Annotated in this window: 10 protein-coding genes; 6 read left to right on the forward strand and 4 right to left on the reverse strand. The window is 41.9% G+C overall.

Annotated features, from left to right (window positions below):
* A partial coding sequence (locus tag CAN34_RS14240) for a hypothetical protein (RefSeq protein WP_165767633.1) occupies positions 1-686 on the forward strand: 686 nt, incomplete at its 5' end.
* Between the two features lie 113 nt (positions 687-799).
* Here CAN34_RS14240 and guaA read toward each other — a convergent pair.
* Positions 800-2,404, reverse strand: coding sequence for a glutamine-hydrolyzing GMP synthase (gene guaA, locus CAN34_RS08840; protein WP_089555333.1), 1,605 nt, complete (start codon positions 2,402-2,404; stop codon positions 800-802).
* A 515-nt stretch (positions 2,405-2,919) separates the two neighbouring features.
* Here guaA and CAN34_RS08845 point away from each other — a divergent pair.
* From CAN34_RS08845 to CAN34_RS08860, 4 genes are all read left to right on the forward strand, one after another.
* Positions 2,920-4,656, forward strand: a complete 1,737-nt coding sequence (locus CAN34_RS08845; protein WP_089555334.1) for an FAD-binding oxidoreductase — start codon at positions 2,920-2,922, stop codon at positions 4,654-4,656.
* A gap of 261 nt (positions 4,657-4,917) precedes the next feature.
* Positions 4,918-6,576 (forward strand): glycerol-3-phosphate dehydrogenase/oxidase, encoded by a 1,659-nt coding sequence (locus tag CAN34_RS08850; RefSeq protein WP_089555335.1) that lies wholly within the window; start codon positions 4,918-4,920, stop codon positions 6,574-6,576.
* A 179-nt stretch (positions 6,577-6,755) separates the two neighbouring features.
* Positions 6,756-8,324 (forward strand): FGGY-family carbohydrate kinase, encoded by a 1,569-nt coding sequence (locus CAN34_RS08855; RefSeq protein WP_089555336.1) that lies wholly within the window; start codon positions 6,756-6,758, stop codon positions 8,322-8,324.
* Between the two features lie 67 nt (positions 8,325-8,391).
* Positions 8,392-8,892: a cupin domain-containing protein gene (locus tag CAN34_RS08860; RefSeq protein ID WP_089555337.1), complete on the forward strand. Its 501-nt coding sequence runs from the start codon at positions 8,392-8,394 to the stop codon at positions 8,890-8,892.
* A gap of 22 nt (positions 8,893-8,914) precedes the next feature.
* Here the strand turns inward: CAN34_RS08860 and CAN34_RS08865 are convergent, their stop codons facing one another.
* The 3 genes from CAN34_RS08865 to CAN34_RS08875 form a co-directional block, all read right to left on the reverse strand.
* Positions 8,915-10,081 (reverse strand): MalY/PatB family protein, encoded by a 1,167-nt coding sequence (locus CAN34_RS08865; RefSeq protein ID WP_089555338.1) that lies wholly within the window; start codon positions 10,079-10,081, stop codon positions 8,915-8,917.
* A gap of 501 nt (positions 10,082-10,582) precedes the next feature.
* Positions 10,583-12,370 (reverse strand): NACHT domain-containing NTPase, encoded by a 1,788-nt coding sequence (locus CAN34_RS08870; protein WP_165767634.1) that lies wholly within the window; start codon positions 12,368-12,370, stop codon positions 10,583-10,585.
* 58 nt (positions 12,371-12,428) lie between these two features.
* Positions 12,429-13,244, reverse strand: a complete 816-nt coding sequence (locus tag CAN34_RS08875; RefSeq protein ID WP_089555340.1) for a crotonase/enoyl-CoA hydratase family protein — start codon at positions 13,242-13,244, stop codon at positions 12,429-12,431.
* A gap of 226 nt (positions 13,245-13,470) precedes the next feature.
* On the opposite strand from CAN34_RS08875, the gene rlmF reads away from it, so the two are divergent.
* Entirely contained in the window at positions 13,471-14,508 is a 1,038-nt protein-coding gene (gene rlmF, locus CAN34_RS08880) for a 23S rRNA (adenine(1618)-N(6))-methyltransferase RlmF (protein WP_089555341.1), read from the forward strand.
* Positions 14,509-14,650 lie beyond the last annotated feature (142 nt).

Consider the following 14,650-nt stretch of genomic DNA (forward strand, 5'->3'; position numbering starts at 1 on the left):
ATATCTCCTCGTTAAAACCTGAAGATACTAAAGATTTAGTTAGAAGAATTGAATCTTCTTTAGAAGAAGCTTCCAAGCTCAACGAAAACATCAAAAGAATTGAGTACAACGACCGTAATGGTTTAGTTTTCTCAAAGAAATGGGCGCAAGAGATTATATTTGGTATTACTTCAAATGGTGACTTAAAGCTTAGTATTTTTCCTGGAAATACTAAAGCTCAAGGTTTAATTTTATTTGAAAAAGAGCCTGAATTTTATGAGTCTCTTAAAATTGAAAACATAGAATATCCAGTTGAAAAAAAGTTCTATATAGCATTCACTAGCTATCAAAAATACTTTGCTAGTATTAGTTTTACAGAAAAATATTTGAAAAAAAATTTATATACTAAGGAAAATTTTTCTAAGTTTACTGGAAGAAAAAAACGTGGTGAACAGTGGAAAGCTTTAGAGCAACTATTTAAGTCAAGTTTTAATAATGATTTTGATTGGCAAACTGAGTGTGGGTGGGAAGGAATCAATAAATCTGGGAAAAACCAATTCGATATCTCGTTCGGCTTTTATATTAGCATAACAATTCCATTTAAAAAGTTACAAGAACTTGATCAAGTCCATGACAATCTCAATAACCTTGTCAATTTGACTGAATACATATTTGAAGCTTTCAATAATGAGCTTTTAATAGAGTAGCTAATGATTGATGAAAGACATATTTAATATCACGTTTTTATAATTTAACAGCAAAAAAAAACACCCAACCAAGTTGAGTGTTTTTTTACTTCAGCTAAAGACTAAGTAGAGGATTATTCCCACTCAATCGTCGCAGGTGGCTTGCTCGATACATCATAAGTGACGCGTGATACTTCAGCAATTTCATTCATAATACGATTCGATACCGTCTCAATCAAATCATATGGCAGATGGGCAAAGCGCGCCGTCATAAAGTCTACGGTTTCAACGGCACGTAGTGCAATTACCCACGCATAGCGGCGACCATCACCGACCACACCGACCGATTTGATCGGTTGGAATACCGCAAATGCTTGCGCAGTCTTTTCATACCAGCCTGATTTTTCTAACTCTTCCATAAAGATAGCATCAGCAGAACGCAAGATATCAGCAAATTCTTTGGTTACTTCGCCTAAGATACGCACGCCTAAACCCGGTCCTGGGAACGGATGACGGTTAATCATTTTAGCCGGTAGACCAAGGGTGATACCGAGTTTACGCACTTCATCTTTAAACAAATCACGTAATGGCTCAACCAATTCAAAGGCCAAATCATCTGGCAAACCACCAACGTTATGATGGCTCTTAATCACATGCGCTTTACCTTGATGCGACTTCGCTGATTCGATAACGTCTGGGTAAATTGTTCCTTGGGCTAAGAATTCGATGACTTTGCCATCGCTTTGCTCGCTGACTTCACGCGCACTATTGGCAAAGACGTCGATAAAGGTTTTACCAATGATTTTACGTTTAGCCTCAGGATCAGACTCACCAGCCAATGCGGTTAGGAATAACTCTTCGGCATCGACACGAATGACTTTTACACCCATGTTTTCAGCGAATACTTGCATCACTTGATCGCCTTCGTGCAGACGCAACAGACCAGTATCGACAAATACACAAGTCAACTGATCACCAATCGCTTTATGCAATAATGCGGCAACGACTGAGCTATCTACACCACCTGATAAACCAAGCAATACTTGTTTATCACCGATTTTCTTTTGCAATTGTTCGATACGCATATCGATGATGTTATCAGGCGTCCAGCTACCAGCGCAGTCACAAATCTGATGGACAAAACGACCTAATAACGCCTCACCCTGCGCGGTATGGGTGACTTCAGGATGGAACTGTAGACCATAATAATGGCGCGAATCGTCTGCCATAATTGCAATCGGGCAGCTTGGCGTACTGGCAACGATATCAAAACCTTCAGGCGCTTCAATGACTTTATCGCCATGACTCATCCACACATTGAGCTTACCAGCAGCGTCTTCGATTCCGTTTATTAATTCAGATTTGCCATCGATATTGATAGTCGATGCGCCAAATTCATGGATATCACTGGCGTGGACTTTACCACCGAAGCGCTCTGCCATTGCTTGCATACCGTAGCAGATACCAAGTACGGGTACGCCTAAGTCAAAGACGGCATCGTTAATGCGCGGGCTATTTTCTGCATGCACACTCTCAGGGCCACCGGATAGGATGATGCCTTTTGCGCCAAAATCAGCGATACGCTGGGTGTCGATATCAAACGGGAACATCTCACAGAATACGCCTGAATCGCGTACACGGCGGGCGATTAATTGACTATATTGTGAGCCAAAATCGAGAATTAAAATGCGGTCTTCTTTGATAGTAGGTATTGCAGGAGTGGCAGCGGCAGTGGTCATAAATCGATGTCCATCAAGAAAAAATTAGTGGCCTATTTTAACAAGTTTCCGCACGATGATGGCGATTAGATGGTTAATTATTCATGATAATTCACAGTTCTTGATAGTTGTTAATGGATAGTGATGGTTATTAACAGATATTAGCGATTATTTGAATGTTCGGAAGCTAAGCGTACAAAACAAGAGGTGATAAGGTTGATAATAAATAAGCGGCTTGATTAGATATTTTTTTAATAAGTTACTAAACGATGACGGTGGTAATATTTTTATTATTCACAAAATCCTATAAATCTTTATTATACAAATGACGAGTCTATATAAAATTTTAGTTTATATTGTGCTATGCTCGAACGATAAATACTTTATTTTTAAGTCTGTATATTTAGTATAAGACCTTAATATCGTATATTTTTTTATGATGACTCTTAGCCAATTATCAGTAGTCAAATTGACTCACCATTATCTAAACCCTTAATTATAATAAACAGTCATAACAAATCGACAGGTATGTCCCTATGAGCAAAATCAAATCTCTTATTCGTAAAACCACTACGCCTGCCAATACCAACAATCCTATATTAGATAACGTCTCAAAAAGTGATGCGCCCATTAACATGACCGCCAACACGCCGATAGAGCAAACGCGCTGGAATGGCTGGGGCAATATTAATATTAATAAAAAAGTCTCAGCACATGGGGCGAAATTAATCAAATCACATATTGGCAAAACCAAAAAACTATCGTCTGTGAGCTTACAACAGGTACTCAAAACTGTACCCAAATCGCGCCTACCCGCTGCCATTACTGAGCTGGATATGGTGTCTATTAATCAAGAAGATAGACTTAGACATGCACGTGGACAGAGCTTTCCTGACTGGATAGCCATGCATGGCGGCGACTTTGAGGTCTTCCCTGATGGTGTCGCTTTTCCTGAATCGACCGCTGATGTCGAAACCTTATTGAAACTGGCTCACGACCACGACCTTATTGTTATTCCTTTTGGCGGCGGTACCTCAGTCGCTGGTCATATCAATCCGCAAAAGGGTTCACGCCCTGTATTAACCATTGCCATGAGCAAGATGGCTCAGCTTATTGATTTAGATAACGAGAGCCAAATCGCCACCTTTGGTGCTGGTACGCAAGGACCAGCCGTCGAAGCACAATTGGACGAGCACGGCTACCGTTTGGGGCATTATCCGCAGTCTTGGGAGCTATCGACACTTGGCGGTTGGATTGCTGCACGCTCTAGTGGTCAGCAGTCGTTAGGCTATGGACGTATCGAGCAGATGTTTGCTGGTGGCACTTTGGTGACGCCGCAAGGGGTGCTCAATATTGCTGATATTCCAGCGTCAGCGGCAGGGCCTGATCTGCGTGAGATGATGATGGGCACGGAAGGTCGCGCCGGTATTTTTACTGAAGTCAAAATGCGCGTGCAGCCGCAACCTGAAGAAGAGCTGTTTAAAGTCGCATTTCTGCCTAACTGGGAAGCAGGTAAGGAAGTGCTCAGACAAGCGGTGCAGAGTAATATTCGCCTGTCGATGCTACGTTTGAGTAATGCGGTCGAGACTGACGCTCACTTGCATTTAGGTACGAAGCCTAGTCAGTTTTTAGCGATTAATACCTATCTAAAAGCGCGCGGACTCAGCTCAGAAAAAGTCATGCTTACTTATGGGCTTTCAGGTGACAAAGCACAGAATAAACTGGCGCTGACGCAGTTTAATAAGCTATTAAAACAGCAAGGTAGTGTCACTGGCAAAATAACCGATATTATGGGTAGTGTGTGGGCACATGGACGCTTTAAATTCCCTTATTTACGCGGGACACTGTGGGAAAAGGGCATCATGGTCGATACCTTTGAGACCGCAACCAATTGGAATAACATCGACGCGCAAATGCAGCAGATGCAAGAAGCCGTACAGACTGCTTTGAGCGATGAAGGTGAAAACGTCATGGCCTTTACCCATATCTCGCATGTTTATAAGCAAGGTGCGAGTCTTTATACCACTTACTTCTTTAGAGCGGCAAAAGATCATGCTATCACCTTAAGCCGCTGGCAGAAAATCAAACATGCTGCCAGCTCAAGTCTGGCTAATGGTACAGCGACGATATCGCATCAGCATGGTGTTGGTCGTGACCATGCGCCTTACCTCGCTGCCGAAAAAGGTAAGCTAGGTATTCAGGTGACCAGCGATATGCTCAAAAGCTTAGATCCTGAACAGCGTATGAATCCGGGTGTTTTGCTTAAAAATTAATTCTAGTTAATAATGGATTTCAAAGTCAGGGCTTATTTGCAGTCTTAGCTTAGGTATGTTTAATTTAATATAAGCGCTATACAGCGCGGCTAATATTAATTTTGCGCAGCCTCTGTCGGCGTAGGCACAGCACGCAAGGAAAATTAATATCAGTCGCGCATCATAATAAAACGCAACTATTTTTTCAAAAGACGACTTTAAATTAAACAATTTAGATAATCTACTTAGCTGAAATTAAATAACCATTAAAATGAGTCTTCTATGAACCAAGCTAAGCCCTATCAGCAACGCCAACAAGCATTAGCGCCTTTAGCACGCTCAGAACCTTGGGATATGCTCATCATCGGTGGCGGTATTACTGGTGCTGGGATTGCTCGTGAAGCAGCAAGGCGCGGCTTAGCGGTATTGTTAATTGAGCAAAAAGACTTTGCTTGGGGCACGTCTAGCCGCTCTAGCAAAATGGTACATGGCGGGCTGCGCTATATTGCTTCAGGTGATTATAAAACGACCTTACTTAGCGTCCGTGAACGTGAGCGCATGCTCAATGAGGCTAGCGGCTTGGTTAACGAAATGCATTACGTTATGCCACATTATAAAGGCAAGTTTCCACCGCCATGGATATTCAATACCTTGCTACGCGTCTACGATGGCTTGGCGGGCAAGCGCTACTCTAAATACTTTAAAAAAGATGCTTTTTTAAGTTTAAATCCTGGTATCAAGCAAGAGAAGTTTTTGGGTGCCAGCCAGTTTAGTGACGCGGTAACCGATGACTCACGCCTTGTGATGCGTGTGCTAGATGAAGCTATTCATGACGGTGCGTGCGCAATTAATTACCTTAAAGCCGAATCATTAATTACCAATGAGCAAGGCTTGGTAGTGGGCGCTACTCTAAAAGATACCGCATCTGATGATAGCAATCATACTTACGATATTCACGCCAAAGTAGTCGTTAGCGCGACTGGGGCTTGGGCTGATACCTTACGGATACAAGCTAGTAAACAAACAGAACAGAGCTTTCATAAGCAAATCCGTCCGTCTCGTGGCAGTCATTTGGTGGTCAGTCAAGAGCGCTTACCGTTGCAGCAAGCCTATACTTTTTTGCATCCTGTCGATAAAAGAGCGGTTTTTGTTTTCCCTTGGGAGAACCGTACCGTCCTTGGCACAACCGATTTGGATCATCCAACCTTAGACGATAACGAAGTCGGTATCACTAATGAAGAGGTAGATTATTTATTAGTGGCAACCAATAATCTCTTTGATCATGCTAATCTGAATCGAGAGGATGTTATTAGTACATGGGCAGGCGTGCGTCCACTTATCTCAGAAGGTGGCGATGGCAAGCGCGTCAGTCCGAGTAAAGAAAAGCGCGACCATAGCGTTTGGCTCGATAATAATTTAGTGACCGTCAGTGGCGGTAAGCTAACGACTTTTCGCCTCATTGCCCTTGATGTGCTTAAGGTTTGCCAAAAAGTGCTAGAGCTAGATGGCACGAGTATTCAAAATAGTAATACACCATATAGCAGTCAAGTTTTTAGCCAGCAAACCCCAACCAACCCTAAATTTATCACCTTACCAAAACCCCTACAACAACGCTTGCAAGGGTTTTATGGCCGACAGCTCGATACTTTATTAGAGCTGGCGCATGACGATGACTTGGCTTATGTGACTGACAGCAATACCATTTGGGCGGAAATCCGCTTTGCTGCTCACTACGAGCAAGTCATTCATTTGGACGATTTGCTACTGCGACGCACCCGCTTAGGATTAATACTGCCGCATGGCGCGATGACGCCGTTGATCAGTAATAGGCTCAAACAAATATGTCAGCAGGAGCTGGGCTGGGACGAGCAAAAATGGCAGCAAGAAGTTGAACGTTATCAACAGTTGTGGCAACGCTACTATTACCTGCCTGCGGCTTAGCGTTTTTTTATAGGATATTAATAGGTAAGTACTACTGGGGTGCTTACTTTGAAAATATAAGTTCCGTAGCCCCTGTCTGCGTAGGCACAGCAAGCAAGGAAAACTTATAGCAGTAGCACACTATAATCATAGTATTTTTATTGAGCTATATATCTATTTTCACATAGTAAAGGACGACTATGACCAACAACTTTGATGCCCCTATTTATTTCTTAGCCATCGACAATGGCACGCAAAGTGTTAGAGCTCTTATCTTTGATCAATTTGGCACCGAGATTGCCAAAGCCCGCGTCCCTATCGAGCCATATTTTTCAACTGAGCCCAATTTTGCTGAGCAACATGCCGACTACTATTGGCAAAAATTAAGCGAGGCTTGCCAGCAATTATGGCAAACCTGCGATATTACGCCAGCGCAAATCGCCGGTGTCAGTCTCGCTACTCAGCGCTATACTATGATCTGTTTGGATAAAGATAAACAACCGCTACGCCCAGCTATTGTATGGATGGATTTGCGCCGAGGAGAGACCAATGATTTAGGCTTTCTTAATCCACTCACAAAAGTAATCGGCATGGGCGAGCTGGTCAATGAAGCGCAGCAAAAAGCACGCTGTAATTGGCTTGCCTATCATGAACCAGAGATTTGGGCAAAGACCGCTCACTACGTCAATCTATCAGCGTACTTAACCTATCAGCTTACAGGCGAGTTGATAGATTCCAGCGGTCACGCCCTAGGTTACCTACCTTACGATTACAAGGCGCAAGCTTGGCTAAAAGCTAAGGATCTCAAATGGCGATTATTTAGCTGTCGACCTGAGCAGATGCCTAAAATTGTGCCGCCGGGACAACCTTTCGGTAGCATTACTTCCAAAGCAGCTAAAGCCACAGGTATTCTTGCAGGCACGCCAATGATTGCTGCTGCCAGCGATAAGGCTTGTGAAGCGTTGGGTTCCGCTGGACTCGCCGCCGACACCGCTTGCTTAAGCTTTGGCACCACCGCGACCGTCAATACTACATCGAGCAATTATGTTGAAATACTTAAGCATATGCCCGCTTATACCGCCGCCGCACCCAATTACTATAACCATGAATATATGATTTATCGCGGCTTTTGGATGGTTAGCTGGTTTAAAGAGCAGTTTGCTCAATATGAAGAGCAACTAGCAAAAACGCAGGGTATCGATACCGAAAAACTCCTCGATCAAGCAGTCAAAGATATTCCGGCAGGCTGTATGGGACTGATGATGCAGCCATATTGGTCGCCCGGCGTTCGTCATCCAGGTCTTGAAGGCAAAGGCGCGCTTATTGGCTTTGGCGATGTGCATACGCGAGCGCATGTTTACCGCGCGATTTTGGAAGGGCTTGCTTATGAGCTTAAACTTGGTTTTGATACCATTGAAAAACGCACGGGCAAACCCATCAAACACTTACGCGTTTCTGGTGGTGGCTCCCAAAGTGACTCTGCCATGCAGCTTACTGCCGATATCTTTGGCATGCCCGCCTATCGCCCGCATACTTATGAAGCTTCTGGATTAGGCGCTGCCATCAACTGCGCGGTAGGTCTTGGCGTCTATCCTGACCATTTAACCGCCACTAAGGCGATGGTGCATTTGGGCGATGAATTCCTGCCTATTGACGCCAACGTCCAGCTCTATAAACGCTTATATAATGAAGTCTACCTGAAAATGTATGAGCGCTTAAAACCTTTATATCAAAGCATTCAAGATATCACTGGTTATCCAGCTAAGTAATCCAAACCTTGCACTCCACTCATTACGGCTGTTATAAGATTAAAATAATAACAACGGGGATTACTTAATGACCATGACATCAAAGCCTGAGCTTAAAAACACCCAAGATTACGTTCTAATCAAGTCTGATATTGACAGCATTCCTGAAACCAGACACGTGCACCAATTTAACGAGCAAGCTATTCGCCATACGGTCTCATTGAGCGACATCGTTGGGTTAACCAAATTTGGTTTGCATCTCGTACGCGTTGAATCAGGTGATGAGACGACCCAACATCACTATCATGAAGAATCGGACGAGTTCATTTATATGCTATCAGGTAAGCTTACGCTACGTTATGGCGATGACACTTATTTATTAAATACTGGTGATTTCGTCGGCTTCCCAGCACATGGAGCGGCGCATTCTATGCGTAACGACAGCGATAGCGATGCCGTCTATCTTATGGGCGGTAGCAGACCACCCATTGATATCACCAACTATCCAGACATTGAGCGCAAAATGTACAATATTCATGGCAAAAAGGAATTTATCGATTTAGACAATTTGGGTCAAGTAAACCCTTAAAACAAGCAAATCTCATCTCATTTTATAAGGGTTGGCGTATATCACTTAAGGCGGTATGCATGCGATTTAAGCCTTCTATCAATATCGTTTTAGGACATGCCACATTGAGTCGCATTTTCAAATGTCCCTCATTACCATATTTGATGCCCGCACTAAGCTCAACTTTAGCATCTCTAAGCGCGTCATAGAGCATTTGATCGTCTTGGGCATAGGCCGAGCAATCCAGCCATATTAGATAAGATGCTTCTGGGCGCATAACCTTTATTTTAGGTAGATGCTGAGCTAAATATTGCAGGGTTAATTCAATATTGGCTTCGATATAAGCAAGCGCCTGTGCCAACCACTCACCACCTTGCTCATAAGCACTACGCATCGCCGCATAAGCAAATAAATTTAGCTCATGCTCGTCACTTAAGCGCTGCTGCTGGTTAATTTTACTCAGTAATGCGCTATCTTTAGCAAAGATCATCGAACCTTTGATACCGGCAATATTAAAAGTTTTAGTCATCGAGGTCAGGCTCACCACTTTGTGCTCATAGCCTTTTGCTAATGTTAAAAAGGGAATGAATTTGTGACCACTCAAGGTTAAATCTTGATGAATCTCATCACTAACAATCGCCACATCATGCTTTTTACAAATTAAAATCAGTGCCTCAAGTTCATCTACTGTCCATACGCGCCCGCCAGGATTATGCGGATTACACAGTAAATAAAGCTTTACCTTATGCTCGACAATCTTAGCTTCGATATCAGCTAAATCCAGATGATACTGTCCCTCAACTTCTTTCAATGCAGAAGTCACAAGCTTACGATTATTGTCCAAAACCTTGGTCATAAAAGGTGTATAAATAGGATCATTGATGAGTACCGCATCCCCTGTCTCGGTAAATACCTTCATCATCAGCACCAAACTTGGCACCACACCCGGAGAAAATAGAATATCCTGCTGATCCAGCCACAAGTCATAACGACTGCCATGCCACTGAATAATTGCTTGGTACAAAGGCTCAGTCGGCACGGTGTAACCCAATATGCCATGCTGTGTTACTTGCTCAATCGCCGCTAAAATAGGCTGGGCAGTCTTAAAGTCCATATCTGCGACCCATAGCGGAATGGTGTCATCGGTATAATGCCATTTGAGCGACCCTGTATGTCGTCTGTCTATTATTTCATCAAAGTTGTACAACACCGTATTCTCCTGATTTAGAAAAAAATAATGCTTTAGGGTACAACATGAATAGCGTCATCGCCAATCGCTTTATGAACTTTGCATAGATGCGTTATAAGATTAACGCTAGAAGATTGATGTTGTGAAATACTAGAAAGGGGATTTAACGGTTTGATTAGAGTTGAGTGTATGAGTAGCCAATCCTGCCATCCGCTGTTATCTGCTTATCTAGGTGTGAGGATGGATCAAGCGAAGTACTGCTTCGCCCTGACGCAAGAGAAAATCTACGATTTTCTGTGGCTACGGTTTGGGTCATTCCTGTTTGGTCACGAGACTGTCCCAAAACCTAGCCTTCGCAACACGCCTATTCAAGCAGGATAGCCTTAAGAAACTCTCATTTAAGAGAGTTTCACTTGCAAGCCTAAAATTGCAGTGCAATTTTTTTACGGCTCTCATATCAGGGCTAAAACGCACCTTCGTGGCAAATTAATATGTCATTAAGACTACATATAAACTCAACACTTAATCAAAAATAAAACTTTCAACATCGTCTAAATTATTATTTCTATTGGTCAGAATTAAGTCCTTAATATACTCAATAAGCTCGAAACTCAACTTTCCATAACGCTCACCGCCCATACGGCAAACCAGATTTTTTTCAAAATCATTTAAATCTTCAACTACCAGCGATTTCTTGTCATTCAATACTAACTCGAAAAAATCTGTTTCTTCATAAGAGTAGTCATGAGAGTGATACTTATCGTTCAAATCATTAAGGTGTTGTTGACAATCGTATTTCCGAACCAAGTAATTAAGAAAATAAGAGTTTTCGTTATATGAGAATCCTATTTCTTTTTTACCTCTATCACTAATTTCTTCAATCTTATCGAAGAATACTGACAGTAATTTCACTTTGCTATTTACAGCTACAACATCGTTAGGCTTTAAATTTATAATTCTATTAATTCTTGGAAGTATCCATTTGTCCTCTAATACCTCCTTGTTCATGGAAAATGCCATATCGACAACATTATCCGCATGATATCTTTCACATACACGTTCAAAAACTTGTTGTTTGAGTGCGTGATGTACTATGTGATATGCAGTGAAATATTCTTGAAATGAACGGTGTGTAAAGCAATAATTTAATCCATCTCGCATTAATAGAGGGACGTTATTCAATAGCTCTAACTTTAAATCCTTGTAACTGACTTCAGATTTCAAATGCACTAAACATTTTCTCAGCAATGTATTAATTTCATCTTCTGTTAACTCGAACATCTGTTTACTATATGTAAGTAAACTAAATAAAGCGAAGACATCTCTTAACTCATACATATCTAGATTGGTTGGACTTTTTCTTAGAAAGCCGTGTTTAGATACGTCATGCGTATTAAATAGTGCTTGATAAGCATGATCGTAAAAGATATACACTCTGTCAGGAATACTTCCAAACTGCTCATAAGTTACTAACATGATTGTCAGTAATAGAGGGTTACTAGAGAATCCTTCTTGCTTGTGAAAAAGCGTAGTTTCTAATGCTAATATAAACCTTTCTTTTACATCCTCATCGTAATCTAACTTTCTGATGACTTCTATTGCTTGAGATAAAATTAATGGTTGAATGTGAGCGACACTATATAGTGACCAATCAGAGAATAAATTGTACTCTGGTCTTGATGAAACTACGATAATAAGATTTGGGTACTTATCTGCTAAATTATTAATTTCTTTCGTGAATTTATTTTTTAAATCATGATTCACTTCGTCAAAACCATCTAAAAAGACTATAGTTCCCTCTCTATCAAGTAAATAATTTAAATTATCTTTATTAAATTTTTCGTTGTATATCGCTATATCTGTCCTAAGTGTGTCAAAAATAGAATCATTAGTCTCGTTCACTTTTCTAAGTTCTAGGAATAGAGGCAGTAGATTATTCTTGTTTTTTATTATACTTATAAACATACTTTTTAAAAGACAGGACTTTCCTGAACCTGCTGTAGCACTCACGACCACTTTCTTATGTTGTAGAAGCAACTCAAAGAAATTTTCCTGCGAGTAAAGCTTACTGCCCAATGAGATATATTGTGCAACATAAATTTCATCCAGATCAACAACTTGTGAAGAAAAGAACGCCATTTTGACTTTAGAGAGATTTACTAGTTTAGCTTTTAGATAGTCATTTAAAGCAAAATTATATTTAGTAGCAAACTTTTGATAATCTTTGTCAAAAAAATTAGTAATAAATTGACTAGTATCTATAACGAGATCTTTAATTTCTTTGACGCTTCCTGTAGTTTCCATACCCATAATAATCAACTTATCCAATTTTAGTTTCATTACCAAAAGCTAGCTATATTTTACCTTACTACCGCCCCTTAAACTCCGCTTCCCTTCTCTCAACCATCGCCATAGCACCCTCTTTCGCGTCTTCTGAATGAAATAAATGTGGCAGATAGCCATGAATATTAGCTAGAGCTGCTTTTGCGCCATTACGGCTGGCATCTTGTGCTGAAGACAGTAATCCTTGCACACCAAGCGGTGCGGCTTTGCAAATCTCTTGGGCGATAGTTAGCGCGCGCTTATATTCTTCCCCATCTTCGACCACTTCACTAACTAAGTTAAGCCTATCAGCGGTTTGCGCATCGAACGGCTTACCAGTTAGTAAATACGGCATGGCTTTTTGCCAGCCAGCTGCCGCGACAAAGCGTACCGTCGCCCCGCCAAACGGCATGATACCGCGTTGGACTTCCATTTGCGCAAAGTTGCAGTTGCTACTGGCGATAACCACATCGCTATTGAGCATCAGCTCAATCCCAGCGGTAAAGCAAGTGCCTTGCACTGCAACAACAACTGGTTTGCTACGTAATTGTCCACCGATACCCCACGGGTCAATTTCGTGAGCAGCAAATTCAAACGCACCTTTATCCCATTTATCTTGTAGCTCCATCAAATCAAGACCGGCGGTAAAATGCTCACCATGGGCGAATATCAGCGCACAGCGGAGATTCGCATCATTTTCATATTTAGTAAGTGCCTCAGACAGTTGCTTAATCATATGACTATCAAAGGCATTGCGTTTATCAGCGCGATTGAGCCCGATTAGGCAGATGTAATTTTGAACGTCATAGGTAATGCGAGTGCCATTGCTAGTGTCATCGCTATTGTGGCTTTCCGTAGTCATAGTCTTATCCTTTTAGCTTTTATTATTGCGGTGTACGCAGTGTATAGAATACCCGCTTGATGTTAATTTGGCCTACTTTCAATATAGACACCCGAACCCTACAACGCAAGTATAGAAATAAACCAACGGTTCGCTTGGCATTGGTTATTCGCAGTGGATAAACAGATAGGTTGAGATGAAATCTGCTAAAATAGATCATTATATTCAAACATCAAAGCCCGATACTATGACCAGTAAGCCTATGAACCGTCGCCCGACCACCAATAATCACAGAAATCGCTCGCCTGAAACTGCCAAAAAACTTGGCCAACTGCATCCGCGTAATCCGCATCAAGGTCGCTATGATTTTGAAGTATTGACCCGTGCCTTACCTGAGCTTGCCAAGCATACCATTACCAATCCTAAAGGCGAGTCGACGATTAACTTCTCCGACAGTGCCGCCGTGCGCGTCCTTAATCAGGCGCTACTGGCTCATTATTATGGTGTGAAATTTTGGGATATTCCAGAAGGCTATCTATGTCCGCCGATACCGGGTCGCGCAGATTACATTCATTATATTGCCGACCTGCTCGCGCAGACCACGCATGTTAATAAAGATAATACGCCACCGACTGGCAAAGAAATCCACGCCCTTGATATTGGTACCGGTGCCAGTGCTATCTATCCCATTGTCGGTAGCCAAAGCTATGGCTGGCGCTTTACCGCCACCGATATTGACCCTATTTCGGTCAATACCGCAGCGCTTATCTGTGAAACCAATCCCAAGCTAAAAAGCGCGGTTAAAGTAAAGCTGCAACCTGAGCCTAAATTTATCTTTAAGAATATCATTGGTCGCCAAGACTATTTTGACGTGGTGGTATGTAACCCGCCGTTTCATGCCTCATTAGAAGAAGCGATGGAAGCCAATAGCCGTAAGCAGCATAATTTACAACGACATCGTGGTAAGAATGAGAACGAACAAATCAGTCGTAGCTCAACAAAATCTGGCAATGCGGCACAGAATCTAAACTTTGGTGGTCAGCACAAAGAGCTGTGGAGTGAAGGCGGCGAGATTGCTTTTTTAACTAAGATGATAAAAGAGAGTCAAGACTTTTCAGAGCATGTAGGCTGGTTTACCAGCTTAGTGTCCAAATCTGAAAACGTGAAGCCTTTGCAGTTATTATTAACGCAACTCGGTGTCGCCCAAATGCGTATCATTGAGATGAGTCAAGGTCAAAAGAACACCCGTATATTAGCTTGGCGCTTTAATACTGATGAAGAATAAGTAATAGTTAAAATGAGAAATTAATACAGTTACACGTGAAACATAGCCATTACTAAAAAAACACCGATATGGGATCCAAAGGAGTATGTTTTATTGGGAAAAACAGCATACACACCACCTTTAAGTAAAAAAAAAACAACAA

The sequence above is a fragment of the Psychrobacter sp. DAB_AL32B genome, assembly GCF_002224105.1.
Classification (GTDB): Bacteria; Pseudomonadota; Gammaproteobacteria; order Pseudomonadales; family Moraxellaceae; genus Psychrobacter.